Here is a 19,453-nt window from a genome sequence, read left to right on the forward strand (position 1 = left end):
GCACGTCCGTGGAGGCGAATGCGGACGGGACGGCGTTCTCGACCCCGTCCGTGTCCGTGACCCGGTCCGCGGGCACAGACGTGCTTGTGCCCGTGGTTGTGGTGGTGACCTTGGTGGTGGCCGAGCCCGGGGCTGTGTCTATGCCTGAGGCGGTGGTTGCGGCCGATTCGGTGCCGGTACCCGTGGTTGTGCCGGCGCCGGCACCCGTACTCGTGCCCTGTGTCACGTACCCACCCCTTCGCCCGCCCCGTCCCCCACGCCCTGCTTGCGCAGTTCGGTCGCCAGGTCGTAGAGCCCGGCGGGGTCCATTCCCTCGCCGATCAGCGGGAGTTCGTACCCCGGCAGCTCCAGACCGGCGAGCACCGCACGCTGCTCGCGCTCCAGCTCGACCCGCTGGGCGTGTTCGGCGGCCTGCTCGACCAGAGGGCGCACGAGCCCCGCGGAGCCGGTCACACCCGCCCGCGTCAGTGCCTTGGCGATCTCCTTGCGGCGGCCACCGGCCGCGGCGCGCAGCGCGCCCTCGTCCAGCAGATGCGGTCGCACCATGTTCACGATGACCCGGCCGACCGGCAGTTCGGCGGCCCGGAGCTCCGCGATGCCGTCCGCGGTCTCCTGGACGGGCATCTCCTCGAGCAGTGTCACCAGATGGACCGCGGTCTCGGGGGACTTCAGCACCCTCATCACGGCCTGTGCCTGATTGTGTATCGGGCCGATCCGGGCCAACCCCGCCACCTCGTCATTGACGTTGAGGAAGCGTGTGATGCGCCCCGTGGGCGGGGCGTCCATGATCACGTAGTCGTAGACGTACCGGTTCTGCTTGTCCTTGCGGCGTACGGCCTCGCAGGCCTTGCCGGTCAGCAGTACGTCGCGTACGCCGGGCGCGATGGTCGTGGCGAAGTCGATCGCACCGAGCTTCTTGAGCGCCCGGCCCGCGCTGCCGAGCTTGTAGAACATCTGGAGATAGTCGAGAAGGGCGCGCTCCGCGTCGATCGCGAGGGCGTACACCTCGCCGCCCCCCGGCGCGACGGCGATCTTGCGCTCCTCGTACGGAAGGGACTCCGTCTCGAAGAGCTGGGCGATGCCCTGCCTGCCCTCTACCTCCACGAGGAGGGTGCGCCTGCCCTCGGCCGCGAGGGCGAGCGCGAGGGCGGCGGCGACCGTGGTCTTACCGGTACCACCCTTGCCGCTGACGACCTGGAACCTGCTCACGTATTCGAGCCTAACCAGTCGGGCCACGGCCTACGCACGAGGCTGTGCGTGCCAGGCATTACAGTCGGGCCATGACCAAGTGGGAATACGCGACCGTGCCCCTTCTCGTGCACGCGACGAAGCAGATTCTGGACACCTGGGGCGAGGACGGCTGGGAGCTGGTCCAGGTCGTTCCCGGCCCGAACAACCCCGAGCAGCTCGTGGCCTACCTGAAGCGGGAGAAGGCGTAATGGCGGGTTCCGTCGAGGCGAAGCTCGCCGACCTCGGGCTGACGCTGCCGGACGTCGTACCGCCGCTGGCCTCGTACCAGCCGGCCGTGCAGTCCGGGGTGTACGTGTACACCTCCGGCCAGCTGCCGATGGTGGACGGCAAGCTCGCGGTCACCGGCAAGGTCGGTGCGGAGGTCACACCCGACGAGGCCAAGGAGCTGGCGAAGACCTGCGCGCTCAACGCGCTGGCCGCCGTGAAGTCCGTCGCGGGCGACCTGGACCGGATCGCGCGCGTGGTGAAGGTCGTGGGCTTCGTCGCCTCGGCCGCCGACTTCACCGGCCAGCCCGCCGTGATCAACGGTGCCAGCGAGCTGCTGGGCGCGGTCCTCGGGGACAAGGGCGTGCACGCACGCAGCGCGGTGGGCGTCGCTGTGCTGCCGCTGGACGCACCGGTGGAGGTCGAGGTCCAGGTCGAGCTGGTCGGGGCCTGAGGCAGCGGAGGGACTTGAGCCGTACGTTCCGCTGCGGGACCTCGGCGCGAGGTCGCCGTCCGTCCGCTGATCGTCCGTCGGCGGCCCTCCGATCCCGTCCGGTCGTCGCGACCGGGCGGGATCATGTGTGTACGAGGCATGTACGGATCGACATGCCTCTCGAACATCGTCGCGGTTCCGGATAGCCTCCGGCCATGTCCAAGTCCAATGGTCAGTGGTACCCACCGGAATGGCCCGACCGGATCCGGGCACTCGCCGCCGGTGAGCTGACGGCCGCGACCCCGAGACGTGCCGCGACCGTGATGCTGCTCCGGGATCCTGCCCCGGGCACCGAGGGCGGCCCCGCGGTCCACATGCTGCGCCGCCGCGCCTCCATGGCCTTTGCGGGCGGGGCGTACGCCTATCCGGGTGGCGGAGTCGACCCGCGCGACGACGACCGGCTCGTCGACTGGGCCGGACCCGCGCTGGAGAGCTGGGCCGAGCGCCTCGGTGTCGGGACGAGGGCCGAGGCCCAGGCCGTCGTCTGCGCGGCGGTCCGTGAGACGTACGAGGAGGCGGGCGTCCTTCTCGCCGGCCCGACCGCCGACACGGTCGTCAGCGACACCACCGGCGCCGACTGGGAGGCCGACCGAGAGGCGCTGGTCGCCCGGGAGCTGTCCTTCGCGGAGTTCCTGGACCGACGCGGTCTGGTGCTGCGCTCCGACCTGCTGGGTGCCTGGGCGCGCTGGATCACCCCCGAGTTCGAGCCGCGTCGCTACGACACCTGGTTCTTCGTCGCCGCGCTTCCCGAGGGCCAGCGCACCCGCAACGCCTCCACGGAGGCCGACCGCACCGTGTGGATCCGGCCCGGCGAGGCGGCCGACGGGTACGACAGGGGCGAATTGCTGATGATGCCGCCGACTGTTTCGACGCTGCGGGCGCTCAGGCCGTACGGGACGGCTGCCGAGGCCCTGAAGGCGGCGGATTCCCAGGACCTCACCCCCGTGCTGGCACAGGCACGGCTGGAGGGTGATGAGCTGGTGCTGAGCTGGCCGGGGCACGACGAGTTCACCAAACACATCCCGCGCGGGTCGGCCGGTGGCGGTGGCGGGGGAGGTGAAGCCGTATGAGCGACGCGGCCGCGCTGCCCGGACAGCCACGCGGCGGCGTCCTGTCCGGCCCGGCCACCACGCGTACCGTCAATGTCCTGGCGCCCAACGCCTCGGCGATGACGCTGGACGGCACCAACACCTGGATCGTCGCCGAGCCGGATTCGGACCTCGCGGTCGTCATCGACCCGGGGCCGCTGGACGACGTGCATCTGCGGGCCGTCATGGACACCGCAGAGCGGGCGGGGCGCCGGATCGCGCTCACCCTGCTCACCCACGGACATCCCGATCACGCGGAGGGCGCGGCACGCTTCGCCGAGCTGACCCGTACGAACGTGCGTGCCCTGGACCCGGTGCTGCGGCTGGGCGACGAGGGCCTGACGGCGGGGGATGTGATCACCACCGGAGGGCTGGAACTGCGTGTCGTGCCGACCCCCGGGCACACCGCCGACTCGCTCTCGTTCCATCTGCCCGCAGACGGGGCGGTGCTGACGGGGGACACGATCCTCGGACGCGGCACCACGGTCGTCGCGCATCCGGACGGGCGACTCGGCGACTACCTCGACTCGCTGCGGAGGCTGCGGTCGCTGACCATCGACGACGGCGTGCACACGGTGCTGCCGGGCCACGGCCCGGTCCTGGAAGACGCGCAGGGCGCGGTCGAGTTCTACCTCGCGCACCGCGCGCACCGGCTCGCCCAGGTGGAGACGGCGGTCGAGGCCGGGTACCGGACGGCGTCGGAGGTGGTGGCGCAGGTGTACGCGGACGTGGACCGGTCCCTGTGGCCCGCGGCGGAGCTCTCGGTCCTGGCGCAGCTGGAGTACCTGGGCGAGCACGGGCTGATCCAGTGACATGCGTAAGGCCCCGCCGGGAGGCGGGGCCTTACGGAGGCAGTCGAGACCTCACCTGTCCGTCGGCCCGGTCCGGGCGGACGGGGCGCGTTCTGCGGACCAGGGGCGGACCGGCGGCTAGCGGGACCGCTTCGCCAGGCGCTCCACGTCCAGCAGGATCACGGCGCGTGCCTCCAGGCGCAGCCAGCCACGTCCGGCGAAGTCGGCGAGCGCCTTGTTGACCGTTTCGCGGGAGGCGCCGACCAACTGGGCCAGCTCTTCCTGGGTCAGGTCGTGGACGACGTGGATGCCTTCCTCCGACTGGACACCGAAGCGGCGTGACAGGTCGAGGAGGGCGCGGGCGACGCGGCCCGGGACGTCCGAGAAGACCAGGTCGGACATCTGGTCGTTGGTCTTGCGCAGTCGGCGGGCGACGGCGCGCAGCAGGGCGGTGGCCACCTCGGGACGGGCGTTCAGCCAGGGCTGGAGGTCGCTGTGGCCGAGGCCGAGGAGCTTGACCTCGGTCAGCGCGGTCGCGGTGGCCGTACGCGGGCCCGGGTCGAAGAGCGACAGCTCGCCGATCAGCTCGCCGGGGCCGAGGACCGCCAGCATGTTCTCGCGCCCGTCGGGGGAGGTGCGGTGGAGCTTCACCTTGCCCTCCGTGACCACGTAGAGGCGGTCGCCCGGGTCGCCCTCGTGGAAGAGCGCGTCGCCGCGTGCGAGGGTCACCTCACTCATCGAGGCGCGGAGCTCCGCGGCCTGCTCATCATCGAGCGCCGCGAAAAGCGGGGCGCGCCGCAGAACGTCGTCCACGAGTTCTCTCCTTGTCGGCCTGTTCCGGGAACCGTGGTCCCCATCATGCCGGACGGTAAAACAGTGCGATCAATCACAAACCAGTTTGACGCACGGACGTGCCGAACCGTGCGGCAGGGGGCCGATTGGGGGTGGATGCATTGCGGCCGGGGCGGATGTCGGCGCGTGGCTCTAGGCTGGCCGGGTGTCCAGATCGCCGGTGAGAGCGCAGGCCAAGGGGGCTGGTGGGGTGTCGGAAGGCCGTGATTCCGCTGTGGGCGAACAGGCTGGGAGCAGTCCGGAAAAAGTGACGAAACGCGCCGCGGCCGGGCGTGCCCCGAAGGTCGGAGCGCCGGCAGCGGAGAAGCCCGCGACCCGGGCTGCGACCCGGCGGACGGCGAAGTCCGCGGCGAAGCGGGCCGCGAAGCCCGCACCGAAAGCCGCCGGGAAATCGGGCGGCAGAACCGCCACGGAGGCCGCGTCCGAATCCAGCGCGGAGGCCACCACGAAGGCCACCGTGAAAGCCGCGAAGGCCGGAACGAAGGCCGGAACGAAACCGGAATCGCGGCTGGCGATGGTCCGCCGGGCCCGCAGGATCAACCGTGAGCTCGCCGAGCTCTACCCGTACGCCCACCCCGAGCTGGACTTCAGGAACCCCTTCGAGCTTCTCGTCGCCACGGTGCTCTCCGCCCAGACCACCGATCTGAGGGTCAACCAGACCACCCCCGCGCTCTTCGCCGCCTACCCCACGCCCGAGGACATGGCCGCGGCCGTCCCGGAGGAACTGGAAGATCTGATTCGGCCGACCGGCTTCTTCCGGGCCAAGACCAGGTCGCTGATAGGTCTCTCCGTGGCGATCAGAGACGATTTCGGCGGTGAGGTGCCGGGACGCCTCGCTGATCTCGTCACGCTTCCCGGGGTCGGCCGCAAGACCGCCAATGTCGTTCTCGGGAATGCCTTCGGTGTTCCCGGCATCACGGTCGACACCCACTTCGGGCGCCTGGTCCGCCGCTGGAAGTGGACGGAGCAGGAAGACCCGGAGAAGGTCGAGGCCGAGGTCGGCGCGATCTTCCCCAGGAGCGAGTGGACGATGCTCTCCCACCGCGTCGTCTTCCACGGCCGCCGCATCTGTCACGCCCGCAAGCCCGCCTGTGGCGCCTGTCCGATCGCCCCGCTCTGCCCGGCGTACGGGGAGGGCGAGACGGACCCGGAGAAGGCCAGGAAGCTGCTGAAGTACGAGATGGGCGGTCAGCCCGGCCAGCGGCTGAGCCCGCCGCCGGACTACCCCGGCAAGCCCGCGCCGGCTCTGGGAGCCGACTGACGCACGGCGCCCGCTCCGGAACGAAATGCGTGACGACAGGCGTTGTGAGACGAGGGGTGCCTATGAAGACGCACGAACAGAGCACGCAAGAGCAGAGCACGCACGAACAGAGCGCGCACGAGCAGACGCGGCGTGATCGAGTCGCGGAGGCTGCGACGGCGCCTGCGGCGGTCAGCCCGGCGGCGGCCGTTGCAGCGGCGGCCGCCGCTGCAACGGCGGATGCGGCGCACGACTCCGCCGTCACCATCACGGCCGAGGGCCTGCCCGACTGGCTCGACCCCGTGGCCCGTGCCTCGCGGACCATCGAGCCCGACCAGCTCAGCCGCTTTCTGCCGCCCGAGAGCGGCGCCGGGCGGCAGTCCGCCGTACTCGTGCTGTTCGGGGAGGGCGAGCGGGGGCCCGAGCTGCTCCTCATGGAGCGAGCCGGAAGCCTGCGCTCCCATGCTGGGCAGCCTTCCTTCCCCGGTGGCGCCCTGGACCCGGAGGACGGCGACCAGGCGACGACAGGGCCGCTCAGGGCCGCGCTGCGGGAGGCCCGGGAGGAGACCGGCCTCGATCCGCGCGGGGTCCAGCTCTTCGGCGTGCTGCCCCGGCTCTACATCCCCGTGAGCGGCTTCGTCGTGACGCCGGTCCTCGGCTGGTGGCGGTCGCCGAGCCCGGTCGGCGTGGTCGATCCGGGTGAGACCGCCCGGGTCTTCACCGTTCCCGTGGCGGATCTCACGGATCCGGCCAATCGCGCGACCACGGTCCATCCGAGTGGCCATCGGGGCCCGGCATTTCTGGTCGAATCCGCCCTGGTCTGGGGTTTCACGGCCGGAGTGATCGACCGCATTCTCCACTTCGCGGGCTGGGAGCGCCCGTGGGACGCCGCCAGGCAGGTGCCGCTCGACTGGCGCGCATGACAGGCTGACCCCCGTGCTGTGCCGTCCGGCCCCGCCCGGACCCAGCCGAACGAACGGGCCCGGTGACGAATCTGCGAGGCTATAGACGGTGAACGTGCTGGACATCCTGCTGCTGGCCGCCGCCGTGTGGTTCGCGGTCATCGGCTATCGCCAGGGGTTCGTCGTCGGCATCCTGTCGGTGATCGGGTTCCTGGGAGGCGGTCTCGTCGCCGTCTATCTTCTGCCGGTCCTGTGGGACCAGCTGACGAACGGCTCCGAGGTCTCATCGACCGCAGCCGTCGTGGCCGTCGTCATCGTGATCGTCTGTGCCTCGGTGGGGCAGGCATTCACCACCCACCTCGGGAACAAGCTCCGCAGATACATCACCTGGTCACCCGCGCGCGCCCTCGATGCCACCGGCGGCGCCCTGGTCAATGTCGTCGCGATGCTGCTGGTCGCCTGGCTCATCGGTTCGGCGCTGGCGGGCACGTCACTGCCGACGCTGGGCAAGGAGGTCCGCAGCTCCTCGGTTCTGCTCGGCATCTCCCGCGTGATGCCCAACCAGGCCTCCACCTGGTTCACGGACTTCTCCTCCGTCCTCGCGCAGAACGGCTTCCCGCAGGTCTTCAGTCCCTTCGCCAACGAGCCGATCACCGAGGTCCGCGCCCCGGACCCGGCGCTGGTCGGCAGCCCCGTGGCGGCCCGCGCCAAGGAGTCCATCGTCAAGGTCGTCGGTACGGCCCCGAGCTGCGGCAAGGTTCTCGAAGGCACCGGATTCGTCTTCTCCGACCGCCGGGTGATGACCAACGCCCACGTCGTCGGCGGCGTCGACGAACCGACCGTCCAGATCGGCGGCCAGGGGCGGCTGTACGACGCGAAGGTCGTCCTCTACGACTGGCGCCGGGACATCGCCGTACTCGACGTACCGGATCTCCATGCGAAGCCGCTGAAGTTCACCGACACCGACCACGACGCCCGGACCGGGAACAGCGCCATCGTCGCGGGCTTCCCGGAGAACGGCTCGTACGACGTACGTGCCGCGCGGGTCCGGGGCCGCATCGACGCCGACGGCCCGGACATCTACCGCCGGGGAACCGTTCGACGCGACGTGTACTCGCTCTACGCGACGGTCCGGCAGGGCAACTCCGGCGGTCCACTGCTGACCACGGACGGAAAGGTGTACGGAGTCGTTTTCGCGAAATCGCTCGACGACCCCGAGACCGGCTACGCCCTGACGGCCGACGAGATCCGCCAGGACATCGCACACGGCCGCTCCGCCAACCAGCAGGTCGACAGCCAGTCGTGCGCGCTCTAAGAGGGCATCTGATCCAGGTAGTTGGTGTTCTGGGATGTTTTTGTGACTGGTGGCGTTGGTGGTCGTTGCACGGGGTGTGAGTACTCGCCGTCCGTACCGCAGTGATGTGTCCGATGCCCGCTGGGCCTTGATCGAGCCGGTCTTCACTGCATGGCGGTCCAGATGAACCGGTCCCGGAACGGCGGCCCGGGTGCACGACCTGCGGGAGATCGTCAACGCCATCCTCTACGTCAACCGCACCGGCATCCCGTGGGAGTAACTGCCGCACGACTTCCCGCCCTACAAGACCGTGTACGACTACTACGCCAAGTGGGAAGCCGACGGCACCACGCAGCAGGTCCACGACCTGTTACGCGACAAGACCTGCCGAGCCCACGGCCGCAGCACCCAGCCGACCGCGGCCGTGGTGGACGCCCAGAGCGTGAAGACCTCTACAAACGTGCCCGAGACCAGTCAGGGCATCGACGCCGGCAAGAAGATCAAAGGACGCAAGCGGCACCTGATCACCGACACCCTCGGCCTGGTCCTCGCCGTGCTCGTAACGGCTGCATCTGTGCACGACCCGCGCGCTGATCCACCAGGGATTACGGGACAGCCCTTGGTGCTGTGATTGCGAGGGTCCGCGGACGCGGCAAATCGCGCTCGTCCGGCATGCTCGGCGGGCTCGACGAACACACCGACGCCGTCATGCCGGTCGGCCACCACGCCCGTGCAGGCGGCGGGCCGGCGCACACCATGAGCGACGACATTCCCGACGTGCGGGTGGCCGGGCGTGTCGGCCGGTGGACGTTCTTGCTCGCAGCGCGAGGCGTGCGCGGCAGCTCCGGGTGCGTGCGGTCGCTCCCGGCACATTCGCCGCGCGCGGGCGCATCATGTGTGCTGAGCGAGCGCGTCCGTGTGCGCCGGCCGCGTACTGGCCGGTGGTAGCCGGAAGACAGCGTTGCAGGTCCGGCCCGGCCGGTGAACGCTCACCGGCCGGCCGGGGCAGGCCTCATCCGCGTGGATGGCGCAGTCGCGCCGAGACCCAGCGGGCCCGTCGGCGCAGAATGCGCGGAATGCCGAGCTGGGGATCATGCAGAACATGCATATCGTGCACCCGGCCCTGGGGGCCGCCCCCCTCATGAATGCTCGGACCCGCCGTGGCGGTCGAGCGACGGTTGCGTGCTGCGTCACCGAAGTCGTGCGTCCAGCCCATACCCCGACGTCTGCCCGTGCCTCATGGTCGGTAACCGCCCATCCGTCAGCCAATTGGCCTATGCGCCGGGCAATTGGCTGTTCGTCGGACAAGTGTGCCCTTACGGCTACCGATCGGGCTCGGGATCCTTGAGCCAGTTGATGAGCTCGGCCGAGAACCCGGCCGGATCCTCCTCGTGGGGGAAGTGCCCCAGACCGTCGAAAAGTCGCCAACGGTACGGCGCTTCGACATACTCGCCGGAGCCTGCCGCGCTCCGCGTACGGATCGCCGGATCGAGTGAACCGTGCACATGCAGTGTGGGTACCCGCACCGGGCGTTTCATCCGCCGGTTGAACTGGATTCCGTCCGGACGGGCCAGGGAGCGGACCATCCAGCGGTACGGCTCGATCGAGCAGTGCGCCGTCGACGGGATGCACATCGCGCGGCGGTAGACGTCCACCGTCGCCTCGTCGGGGAACTCCGGCGTCCGGGGGCCCGCCCAGTCGTGGATCAGCCGGCCCACCAACGCGCCGTCGTCCGCGACGAGCTGACGCTCCGGTACCCACGGGCGCTGGAAACCCCAGACGTACGAGCCCGCCCGGGTCTGTGCGAAGTCGGAGAGCATCGAGGAGCGCCAGCGGCGCGGATGCGGCATCGAGGAGACCACGAGGCGGCGGACCAGCTTCGGCCGCATCACCGCGGCCGTCCACGCGAGATAGCCGCCCATGTCATGGCCGACCAGGGCCGCGTCCGGTTCGCCGAGGGAGCGAATCACCCCGGTGATGTCGAGCGCCAGGTTGGCGGGGTCGTACCCCCGCGGCGTACGGTCGCTGCCGCCGACTCCGCGCAGATCCATCGCCACGGCGCGGAAACCGGCGTCGGCCAGCGCGGTGAGCTGATGCCGCCAGGTCCACCAGAACTGCGGGAAGCCGTGCAGCAGCAGCACCAGCGGCCCCTCGCCGAGCTCGGCGATGTGGAAGCGGGCGCCGTTGGCCGCCACGTCCCGGTGGGTCCACGGCCCGTCGAGCCGCACGGGCCCGCCCGTGCCCACCGGGTCGGGTGACGCGGAGGAACTCGGCGGGCCGGAGGGATCGGAGGAGCCGGAGAGATCGGAGGAGCTGTCCGCGTCCTCCCGGCCGTCCATGTCCGTCCGGCTGCCCAGGCCCGCAGCCCGGCCGTCCGGACCTACCTGATCTTCCGGGCCTACCGGTCCTACTGGGTCGGATGCGCTGGAATCGGGGACCGTCATGTGGACGAGCGTGCCACAGCCGACGCCTTGTCCTGGACCGGAGCCTTCTCCAAGGCCTTGTCCGTCCGTGTGCTGCCCGTGACGGCCGGACGGCTCGCCCCGGCCGTCACGGCGGGCCGCGGATGCGGCTTGACGCCCTGCAGCACGGCCGCCGTCTGCTTGGCCGAAGCGATGGACTTCTCCGGCGGCTTCACCTTCTTGAACTTGGCGACGGCGAACAGTGCGAGCAACGCACCCAGAACGATGAAGGCGCCGCCCACGATCAGGAACGACCAGGCCAGTCCGAGCCCCAGGTAGTGGATCCCGTACGCCGCCGCGAAGCTCAGCACCGGGATCGCGAACAGAACCAGTACGCCCGCGATGATGAACGCCACGCTCCCGGTCACGCCACGCTTGACGTCCTGCCGCACTTCGGCCTTGGCCAGGGCGATCTCGTCGTGCACCAGTGCGGACATCTCGGCCGTCGCCGCGGCGACCAGCTGTCCGAGACTGCGGTCGGCGCTGCCCGCGTTGTTGCCGGGGTCGCTCATCCCTGACTCCCTCTCCTGCTCTCCTGCTCAACACATCTGGTGTCAGATCATGCCGGACTGTCCGGCTTGCTGCTCGCTGCCCCCGCCAGTTGGGCAAGACGGCGGTGCTCGGCCGCCTTCTTCTCGTAGATCACGGCCATGCGCAGGTGGTACTCCGGGTCACCCTGTTCGTACACGTCGGGCACACCGTCCTCGTCCTCGTCGAGTTCCTCGGCCTCGTGCAGCGTCCGGTACTTTCGGACCCGGAGTTTGAGCAGTACACCGGAGAGCACGGCGGCTGTCAGGGAGCCGAGCAGCACGGCGGCCTTGATCTCGTTGATCATGTCTTCGTCGCCGGCGAAGGCCAGCTCGCCGATGAGCAGCGAGACGGTGAAGCCGATGCCGGCGAGCGTGGCGACCGCGAAGACGTCCGCCCAGGCCAGGTCCTTGTTCAGCTCGGCCTTGGTGAAGCGGGTGGCCAGCCACGTACCGCCGAAGATGCCCACTGTCTTGCCGACGACGAGCCCCAGGACGACACCGAGCGTCTCCGGCCGGGTGAAGACATCCGCCAGTGCGCCGCCGGAGAGGGAGACACCGGCCGAGAAGAGGGCGAACAGAGGCACGGCGACACCGGCCGACAGCGGGCGGATCAGGTGCTCGATGTGCTCGCCGGGGGAGTGGGTCTCGCCCTCACGCCGGACGCAGCGGAGCATCAGGCCCATGGCGACACCGGCGATCGTGGCGTGGATGCCGCTGTTGTACATGAGGCCCCAGATGATCAGGGCGAGCGGCACGTAGATGTACCAGCCGCGCACGTTCCTGCGCAGCAGCAGATAGAAGACGGCCAGACCGATGAAGGCGCCGAGCAGCGCCATGAAGTTGATCTTCTCGGTGAAGAAGATCGCGATGATCAGGATCGCGAAGAGGTCGTCGACGACGGCGAGAGTCAACAGAAAGGCGCGCAGCGCGTTCGGCAGCGAGGTGCCGATGACCGCGAGGACGGCGAGCGCGAAGGCGATGTCGGTGGCGGTGGGGACGGCCCAGCCGCCCGTGGAGCCTCCGCCGAACACCGCCACGAGTGTGTAGACGACGGCCGGAACGGCCATTCCGCACAGCGCGGCGACGACCGGGAGAGCGGCCGCCTTGGGGTCGCGCAGTTCGCCCGCGACCAGTTCCCGCTTGAGTTCCACGCCCGCGACGAAGAAGAAGACCGCGAGCAGCCCGTCCGCCGCCCAGTGCTGCACGGAGAGATTGAGGCCCAGCGACCCGGGACCGAAGTGGAAGTCGCTGACGGCGGCGTAACCGGATCCGAAGGTATTCGCCCACACCAGAGCGGCTATCGCGGCGACCAGCAGGATGACCCCGCCGACGGTCTCGGTGCGCAGGGCATCTGCGAGATAGTTCCGCTCGGGCAGGGACAGACGCCCCAGAAAGGTACGGCGCGAGGAAGGGGGTGCGGGAGTGGGCGCGGCCACGAGCGAGGACCTCCGGGTCGGTACGGCAGCGATGGCATGGCTGATGCACTTGCCGACCAGACTTCCCGGCACACCCAGATTTCTTATTGCTTTGTTTACGCGCTTGCCACTGTACCCGGGGTACGCGGATCCGTATGCGGTGATCTTCACTTTGAATGCCCGAGGGGCACCCGGCGCGTTGCCGGATGCCCCTCGGGTACGTACTTGCTGCGGTCGGCCCTGGGGGGAGGCCGGGCTCAGTCCTCGGAGGAGGAGGAGGACGGCAGCTGGGTCTGGATGAGGTCCATCACCGAGGAGTCGGTGAGCGTCGTGACGTCGCCCAGCTCGCGGTTCTCGGCGACGTCACGCAGCAGGCGCCGCATGATCTTGCCCGAGCGGGTCTTCGGAAGCTCTGCGACCGGCAGGATCCGCTTCGGCTTGGCGATCGGGCCGAGCGTGGCGCCGACGTGGTTGCGCAGTTCCCCGACGAGCTCGTCGGAGGCGGTGGCCGAACCGCGCAGTATCACGAACGCGACGATGGACTGGCCGGTCGTCTCGTCGGCGGCGCCGACCACCGCGGCCTCGGCGACCGACGGGTGCGACACGAGTGCCGACTCGACCTCGGTGGTCGAGATGTTGTGCCCGGACACGAGCATCACGTCGTCGACCCGGCCGAGCAGCCAGATGTCACCGTCCTCGTCCTTCTTGGCGCCGTCGCCCGCGAAGTACTTGCCCTCGAAGCGCGACCAGTAGGTGTCGATGAAACGCTGGTCGTCGCCCCAGATGGTGCGGAGCATCGACGGCCACGGCTCGGTGAGGACCAGGTAGCCGCCCCCGCCGTTCGGAACCTCGTTGGCCTCGTCGTCGACGACCGTGGCGGAGATACCGGGAAGTGCGCGCTGGGCGCTGCCCGGCTTGGTCTCCGTCACGCCGGGCAGCGGCGAGATCATCATCGCGCCGGTCTCGGTCTGCCACCAGGTGTCCACGATGGGGCACTTGTCGGCGCCGATGTGCTTGCGGTACCACATCCACGCCTCGGGGTTGATCGGCTCGCCGACCGAACCGAGGACCCGGAGGCTGCTCAGGTCGAACTTGGCGGGGATGTCGTCACCCCACTTCATGAACGTACGGATCGCGGTCGGCGCGGTGTAGAGGATCGTGACGCCGTACTTCTGCACGATCTCCCAGAAACGCCCCTGGTGCGGGGAGTCCGGCGTGCCCTCGTACATGACCTGCGTCGCACCGTTGGCCAGCGGGCCGTAGACGATGTACGAGTGGCCGGTCACCCAGCCGATGTCGGCGGTGCACCAGAAGACATCGGTCTCCGGCTTGAGGTCGAAGACCGCGTTGTGGGTGTACGCCGCCTGCGTGAGGTAGCCGCCGGAGGTGTGCAGGATGCCCTTCGGCTTGCCCGTCGTACCGGAGGTGTAGAGGATGAAGAGCGGCTGCTCCGCCTCGAAGGCCTCGGGAGTGTGCTCGGCGGACTGCCGTCCGGTGATCTCGTGCCACCAGACGTCGCGGCCCTCGGTCCACGCGGTGTCCTGGCCGGTGCGCCGCACCACGAGGACGTGCTCGACACCGTCGATACGGGAGACGGCGTCGTCCACTGCGGGCTTGAGCGCGGACGGCTTGCCGCGGCGGTAGCCGCCGTCGGCGGTGATGACGACCTTGGCGTCCGCGTCCTGGATACGGGCGGCGATGGCGTCGGCGGAGAAGCCGCCGAAGACCACCGAGTGCGCGGCACCGATCCTGGCACAGGCCAGCATCGCGATGGCGGCCTCGGGGATCATCGGCAGATAGACGGCGACCCGGTCGCCCTTGCCGACACCGAGCTCGATGAGCGCGTTCGCGGCGCGCGAGACCTCGTCCTTCAGGTCGGCGTAGGTGATGGCGCGGCTGTCGCCGGGCTCGCCCTCGAAGTGGATGGCGACCCGGTCGCCGTTGCCGGCCTCGACGTGGCGGTCCACGCAGTTGTACGCGACGTTGAGCCTGCCGTCCGCGAACCACTTCGCGAAGGGCGGGTTGCTCCAGTCGAGCGTCTCGGTCGGCTCCGTGGCCCAGGTCAGGCGACGGGCCTGCTCGGCCCAGAAGCCCAGCCGGTCCGCCTCGGCCTGCTCGTACGCCTCCGCTTTGACGTTGGCGTCGGCAGCCAGATCGGCAGGCGGTGCGAACCGCCGCTCCTCCTTGAGCAGATTGGCCAGGCTTTCGTTGCTCACGACATCTCCCATTCCCAGGGTGTCCGTTGTGTCCCGGGGCATAGCTCATCAGGCCAAAGGCCGGGTGACAAGTGTCTGCCCGGAATTGGTTTAGACCTGTGTCTCGTGTATGGAGACACCACCCGCCTCCATGCGCGGTGTGGTGCGGCGTGCCGCGGTGCGGAGTGGAGCGACACGGCGCGGTGCGATGTGGAGGCGGGACCACAAAATCTCACGGACCGGAGGCGCGTGTGGTTCAGACGCCGGTACGTGCCCGATCGTCCGGACCGGAGGGATCGCCCGGGACGGTGGTGTCCCCGGAGGCATCCCGGCCGTCCGAGGTGCGGGATTCGGACGGGGGACGGGTGTGGCCGGAGGTGGAGAATTCGGCCGGGGTGTCGGTGGCGCCGGAGGCGGGGAATCCGGCCGGGAGGTTGGTGTCGCCGGAAGCGTGGGCTTCGCCCAGGGTGTGTTTGCCACCTGCGGCTCGGGCATCGGATGCGGCGTGGGTGTCGTCGGGGCCCACGCGGTCGAAGACCTCGTCGAGGGCGAACCCGGCACTCGCGTCCTCCGTCAGCAGATAGGCCTGTGCCTCACCCACGTGGAAGTACATCCCGTGCAACCGGAGTGTGCCCTCGGCGAGCCGCCTCGCCACTGCTTCATGGGCGCGCAGATGGTCCAGTTGCTGGACCACATTGGTGAGGCAGAGCTGCTCCAGCGAATCGGCCGGCAGCCGGCCGGAGATCCGGGCCCAGGCGTGATGCCGCGACGCCATCCGTTCCAGGCTCGGCAGACCGTGTCTCAGCCAGCGCCACAGGGAGGTCCGCGGAGTGTCCGGATCCGGCTCGGCTCCGAGCAGTGCCTGCATCGCGCCGCAGCCGGAGTGGCCACAGACGGTGATGGAATCCACCCTCAGCACATCCACCGCGTACTCGATCGCGGCGCCCACCGAGTCGTCACCCGACTCGGCACCCGGCGGCGGCACCAGATTGCCGACGTTCCGCACGGTGAACAGATCACCCGGGCCGCTGGCCGTGATCATGCTGGTGACGAGGCGGGAGTCGGCGCAGGTGATGAAGAGCTGGGAGGGGCGCTGGCCCTCGCGGGCCAACCGGGCCAGCTCCTCGCGCACCAGCGGGGCGGTGTTGCGCTGGAACGAACTCAGACCGTTGACCAGGCGGTTGCCCCCGGTCCGACGCGGGGTGGCGGTGGGTGAGGCGGCCGGGGCGGGAGCGCCGGGGGCTCCGAGCGCGGGGACGGAGGTGTCGTCGGTGCCGGGGGCCGGGTTCCGAGCGGCGACCGAGGCGGGGTCCGCACAGAGGCGCTCGTTGCCGAAGGGGTTGTCCGGGCCGTGACGGGTCTCGGACGGCTGCTCGGGTTGGTCGTGGCAGTGATGGTTCCGCCACGGTGTCCAGGGGCGGCAGCAGGAGTGCGCCGCTGACGCGGGTTCGGCGATCCGGCCGCCGGACCTTCCGGTGAAGACGACCCGGCCGCCGTGGGCGGTTTGGGCAAGGCTCCAGTCCTGGATCGTCTCGTACGCCGCGTGGTCCATGAAGAAGCCGTCCCACTCGACGACGGCATCACCGCCCTGCGGCAGCTGGGCGAGAGTCCGGCTGAGGCGAGGTACCGCGAGGAACGTCAACTGCCCTCGTACGACGACCAGATGCTGTCCATTCTGATCGAGCACGGTGATCCTGGTCCGTGCCAGCCGGTGCAGGGCGACGGCCACGGCCACCGCGATGCCGATCGCCACACCCTTGAGTACCCCGAAGAGGACCACTCCGTTGATCGTCGCCCCGTACACCAGGAATTCCCGGTGCCTGTGGACGTTGCGGATGTGGGCGAGACTCACCATCTTGATGCCGACCATCATGACCAGCGCGGCGAGCGCGGCGAGCGGAATCCATTCCAGCACGGTGACAAGCAGCCCGGTCGCGAGCACCACCCAGACACCGTGCAGCACGGTGGAGGCACGGCTCGTCGCCCCGGCCCGCACGTTCGCGGAACTGCGCACCGCACCCCCGGACACCGCCAGCCCGCCCACCAGCCCGGAGAGAGTGTTGGCGATGCCCTGGGCCCGCAGCTCACGATCGAGATCGGATCGTCCGACGAGTGCTGGAGCGGGTGTCGTCGGCGGGGCCGAGGGTGTCGGTGCGGCCAGGGACGAGGGCGGAGGCGGAGAAGAAGAGGGTGGCGGAGGCGAGGTCGAGCCTGGGCCGGAACCCGAGACGGGGTTCGGGTTCGGGGGCGGTTTCGCAACCGAGGTCGGGGTCGAGCCGGGCGGGGATGGTGGCGAGCCCGGTTTCGAATCCGGGGCCGGTGTCGAGACCCGGGTCGATGTCGTCCGCGCCCCCGACATCGAAGCTGGTTCGGACGCCAAGCCGGCCTTGGAACGGGCGGAAGTCCGCTCCCCGGCGCGGTCGGCCGAGAGCTTGTCCACGGCGACTGCGGCGAGCAGTGACTCCAGGCTCGCCACCAACATCACGGTGAACACCGCGGTGGCCAGGGCGAGTACCGGACCGCGCGGCATCTCCGGCAGGACATGCGAGCGCCAGGACGGCAGGTCGACCCGGGCGACCCCGGGCGCCGCGACCGCAGCCACCGCCGTCGCGGTCACCACCGCGGCGAGGGCAGCCGGAATCCGCCGTACCACTCGACCGATGCGTCCCGGAAGCCGTGGCCACAGGACCAGAATCGTGATGGTCAGCAAACCGATCAGCGGGGCGGCCGGACTCACCCGCCCCAACTGGTCCGGGAGTGCAAGAGAATTGGCGACCGCCGAACTCTGCGGCGAACCGCCGAGAACGATGTGTACCTGGGCGAGGGCGATGGCGACGCCGATTCCGGCGAGGGTGCCGTGCACGATGGCAGGGCTGACGGCGAGGGCGCTGCGTGCCGCCCGTAGTGAGCCCAGCAGGATCTGCAACAGTCCGGCGCCGATGGTGATCGCGCAGGTGGTGCGCCAGCCGTAGGTCTGGATCAACTCGGCTGTGACCACGGTCAGTCCGGCGGACGGTCCGCTGACCTGGAGTGGTGTGCCGCCGAGCAGCCCGGCGACGATGCCGCCGATCGCGGCGGAGATGAGGCCGGCCTCCAGTGGGGCGTCCATCGCGACGGCGAGGCCGAGCGACATGGGGACGGCGAGCAGGAAGACCGTGATCGATGCGGACAGGTCGGCGCCCGCGATGCGGAATCGTCCGCCACGTGGTGGCGGTGGCGGGCTGTGTGGTCGCTTGACTCCCGAGGCGCGGTGTGGGCGCGAACTACGGGATGTGTGGTCATGACGAGTGGGGACGCAGGCAGACATGTTCCCGTCTCCTCCGGGGCAGCGCGGTCGCGGAACGTGGGGCGCGGCCGTGGGTCACGGCGTGCAGCGGCGGGATTTCTCAACTCTCAGTAAACAGATCGTAATGGAGAGTAAAGACCTGTGTCCATCATTGAGGACAAATGGACGAGTCAATCACCTATTCCAGTGAGTAAGCAGGTTTTCATAAGGCATGTCGTACTAATTTCTGCGGAACCGCGTGCGACCTTGACCGCACAGGTCGGAATATTTCTGACGCAAGTCACCTGTGAGGAAGAGAGCGGGCGGATGCCGGCTGTCGCCAAGAGGGGCGTCACGAAGGGAATCGCCGCCGGACGTGTTGCCCTGGGCGTCTCGGCCATTGCGCTGATCGCGGGAACGACCGGTTGCTCCTCCGATCCAAATTCCATCGTCGGAGCTGCCGGCCCCGGCGCCGCGAAGCGGGACGTCGGAGCGAGGAGGAAGAACCCCCAAGTCGCGCCCAAGGGCCCGCTCCGGCTCATTGGCGACGGCTCCACGGCCTTCACGGGGATCCAGTCGAAGCGACCTGTGGCGCAGCGCCTGGCGCCCGGCCGGAAGCCGTCATAGTTCGTGGTGTTCTCGTGGGACGGCGCCGGAGGGGACAGTCAGAAGTTGTTCTCGTACTTCCGCGAGGTGGGCAGGAAGTACCACGCGAACATGACGTACTTCCTCAGTGGCGTCCACCTGCTGCCCGAAGACAAACGCAAGCTCTACGACCCGCCGAAGCACGACGTCGGCAGTTCCGACATCGGCTTCAACGACACCGAGGAAATCAGGAACGCCATCGCCCAGGTACGGGGTGCGGGGTGCCCGGGAGGACGGCGACGAGATCGGCACCCACTTCAACGGCCACTTCTGCGGCCCCGAGGGAGGTGTCGGCACCTGGTCCGCAGATGCGTGACGGCTTGATCCAGGCCTTCGACCGCGCGCACGAAGGAAACCGCGCTCCGCTGATCACCGCAATCACTTCGAATCCTGGAACGGTGGCACATATATGCGCGCCGTCGAGGAGACCATCGCGACGGTCCGCACCAAGAAGGGCATCCGTTGTGTGTCCTTCCGGCAGCTGGCCGACTGGCTGGACGCACAGGACCCGGCAACGCCGGCGAGGCTCGGCACCCTTGACGTGGGGCAGGCCCCGGCGAAGCCGGGAACGCGGGGGCGGAATCCGGCAGGGAGTCGGTTGCCGACACTGCGTCGGATGCGGGCAAGGCAGCGGGCGTCGGCAAGGCTCACGCGGAGTCCGGCGCGGATCTGACCGGCACAGCAGTGGCTGATTGAACGCACCTGTCCGGGCGTGCTCTCCTGCCGTGCCTGTCGACCGGGCTCGCCGACCGCGCTCCGTGAGTCCGGTCGGGACCGCCCGGAGATTGCGCAAGGCGGGTGAGTGGCGCGCCCTTTCCGCCGTGGC

At 69.6% G+C, this 19,453-nt stretch carries 16 protein-coding genes and 2 pseudogenes; 10 read left to right on the forward strand and 8 right to left on the reverse strand.

The window, feature by feature from the left end; genetic code table 11:
• Nucleotides 1-222: 222 nt before the first annotated feature.
• Nucleotides 223-1,209 carry an ArsA family ATPase gene (locus ACIRP2_RS19245; protein ID WP_404251703.1) on the reverse strand — a complete coding sequence of 329 codons (987 nt, stop codon included), beginning with the start codon at nt 1,207-1,209 and terminating at the stop codon, nt 223-225.
• Between the two features lie 71 nt (nt 1,210-1,280).
• Between ACIRP2_RS19245 and ACIRP2_RS19250 the strand changes: the two genes are divergently transcribed.
• The 4 genes from ACIRP2_RS19250 to ACIRP2_RS19265 all read left to right on the forward strand — a co-directional run bounded on the left by ACIRP2_RS19250 (nt 1,281) and on the right by ACIRP2_RS19265 (nt 3,848).
• Nucleotides 1,281-1,439, forward strand: a complete 159-nt coding sequence (locus ACIRP2_RS19250; RefSeq protein ID WP_003967454.1) for a DUF4177 domain-containing protein — start codon at nt 1,281-1,283, stop codon at nt 1,437-1,439.
• Nucleotides 1,439-1,909: a RidA family protein gene (locus ACIRP2_RS19255; RefSeq protein WP_404251705.1), complete on the forward strand. Its 471-nt coding sequence runs from the start codon at nt 1,439-1,441 to the stop codon at nt 1,907-1,909. The genes ACIRP2_RS19250 and ACIRP2_RS19255 overlap by 1 nt, the downstream gene beginning before the upstream one ends.
• A 194-nt stretch (nt 1,910-2,103) precedes the next feature.
• Nucleotides 2,104-3,018 carry an NUDIX hydrolase gene (locus ACIRP2_RS19260; RefSeq protein ID WP_404251707.1) on the forward strand — a complete coding sequence of 305 codons (915 nt, stop codon included), beginning with the start codon at nt 2,104-2,106 and terminating at the stop codon, nt 3,016-3,018.
• Nucleotides 3,015-3,848, forward strand: coding sequence for an MBL fold metallo-hydrolase (locus ACIRP2_RS19265; protein WP_404251709.1), 834 nt, complete (start codon nt 3,015-3,017; stop codon nt 3,846-3,848). Before ACIRP2_RS19260 ends, ACIRP2_RS19265 begins: the two co-directional genes overlap by 4 nt.
• A 117-nt stretch (nt 3,849-3,965) precedes the next feature.
• On the opposite strand, the gene ACIRP2_RS19270 is transcribed toward ACIRP2_RS19265, so the two are convergent.
• The gene (locus tag ACIRP2_RS19270; RefSeq protein ID WP_073756902.1) at nt 3,966-4,640 is read right to left on the reverse strand and encodes a Crp/Fnr family transcriptional regulator; all 675 of its coding nucleotides are present in this window, start codon (nt 4,638-4,640) and stop codon (nt 3,966-3,968) included.
• A gap of 286 nt (nt 4,641-4,926) precedes the next feature.
• Here ACIRP2_RS19270 and nth point away from each other — a divergent pair, with 286 nt between their 5' ends.
• From nth to ACIRP2_RS19295, 5 genes and pseudogenes are all read left to right on the forward strand, one after another.
• Entirely contained in the window at nt 4,927-5,940 is a 1,014-nt protein-coding gene (nth, locus tag ACIRP2_RS19275) for an endonuclease III (RefSeq protein ID WP_404251711.1), read from the forward strand.
• A gap of 62 nt (nt 5,941-6,002) precedes the next feature.
• A complete protein-coding gene (locus ACIRP2_RS19280) occupies nt 6,003-6,842 on the forward strand; it encodes an NUDIX hydrolase (protein WP_404251713.1) in 840 nt (279 codons plus the stop codon).
• 88 nt (nt 6,843-6,930) lie between these two features.
• A complete protein-coding gene (locus ACIRP2_RS19285) occupies nt 6,931-8,136 on the forward strand; it encodes a MarP family serine protease (RefSeq protein WP_404251716.1) in 1,206 nt (401 codons plus the stop codon).
• A 76-nt stretch (nt 8,137-8,212) separates the two neighbouring features.
• A pseudogene (locus ACIRP2_RS19290) lies at nt 8,213-8,698 on the forward strand (IS5 family transposase); the annotation flags it as partial.
• Between the two features lie 44 nt (nt 8,699-8,742).
• Entirely contained in the window at nt 8,743-9,063 is a 321-nt protein-coding gene (locus ACIRP2_RS19295; RefSeq protein WP_404251718.1) for a M55 family metallopeptidase, read from the forward strand.
• 64 nt (nt 9,064-9,127) lie between these two features.
• Here the strand turns inward: ACIRP2_RS19295 and ACIRP2_RS19300 are convergent, their stop codons facing one another.
• The 6 genes from ACIRP2_RS19300 to ACIRP2_RS19325 form a co-directional block, all read right to left on the reverse strand.
• Nucleotides 9,128-9,331 (reverse strand): hypothetical protein, encoded by a 204-nt coding sequence (locus ACIRP2_RS19300; protein ID WP_351077145.1) that lies wholly within the window; start codon nt 9,329-9,331, stop codon nt 9,128-9,130.
• A 106-nt stretch (nt 9,332-9,437) separates the two neighbouring features.
• Nucleotides 9,438-10,559 carry an alpha/beta fold hydrolase gene (locus ACIRP2_RS19305; protein WP_404251720.1) on the reverse strand — a complete coding sequence of 374 codons (1,122 nt, stop codon included), beginning with the start codon at nt 10,557-10,559 and terminating at the stop codon, nt 9,438-9,440.
• The gene (locus ACIRP2_RS19310; RefSeq protein WP_404251722.1) at nt 10,556-11,089 is read right to left on the reverse strand and encodes a phage holin family protein; all 534 of its coding nucleotides are present in this window, start codon (nt 11,087-11,089) and stop codon (nt 10,556-10,558) included. The genes ACIRP2_RS19305 and ACIRP2_RS19310 overlap by 4 nt, the downstream gene beginning before the upstream one ends.
• Nucleotides 11,090-11,136: 47 nt before the next feature.
• Nucleotides 11,137-12,543: a Na+/H+ antiporter NhaA gene (nhaA, locus tag ACIRP2_RS19315; protein WP_404251958.1), complete on the reverse strand. Its 1,407-nt coding sequence runs from the start codon at nt 12,541-12,543 to the stop codon at nt 11,137-11,139.
• A gap of 236 nt (nt 12,544-12,779) precedes the next feature.
• Nucleotides 12,780-14,780: an acetate--CoA ligase gene (gene acs / locus ACIRP2_RS19320; protein WP_404251724.1), complete on the reverse strand. Its 2,001-nt coding sequence runs from the start codon at nt 14,778-14,780 to the stop codon at nt 12,780-12,782.
• A 193-nt stretch (nt 14,781-14,973) separates the two neighbouring features.
• Nucleotides 14,974-18,024 carry a SulP family inorganic anion transporter gene (locus ACIRP2_RS19325; RefSeq protein WP_404251726.1) on the reverse strand — a complete coding sequence of 1,017 codons (3,051 nt, stop codon included), beginning with the start codon at nt 18,022-18,024 and terminating at the stop codon, nt 14,974-14,976.
• 285 nt (nt 18,025-18,309) lie between these two features.
• Between ACIRP2_RS19325 and ACIRP2_RS19330 the strand changes: the two are divergent.
• Nucleotides 18,310-19,300, forward strand: a pseudogene (locus ACIRP2_RS19330) (hypothetical protein).
• Nucleotides 19,301-19,453 lie beyond the last annotated feature (153 nt).

This window comes from Streptomyces sp. NPDC101194 (genome assembly GCF_044767885.1).
Classification (GTDB): domain Bacteria; phylum Actinomycetota; class Actinomycetes; order Streptomycetales; family Streptomycetaceae; genus Streptomyces.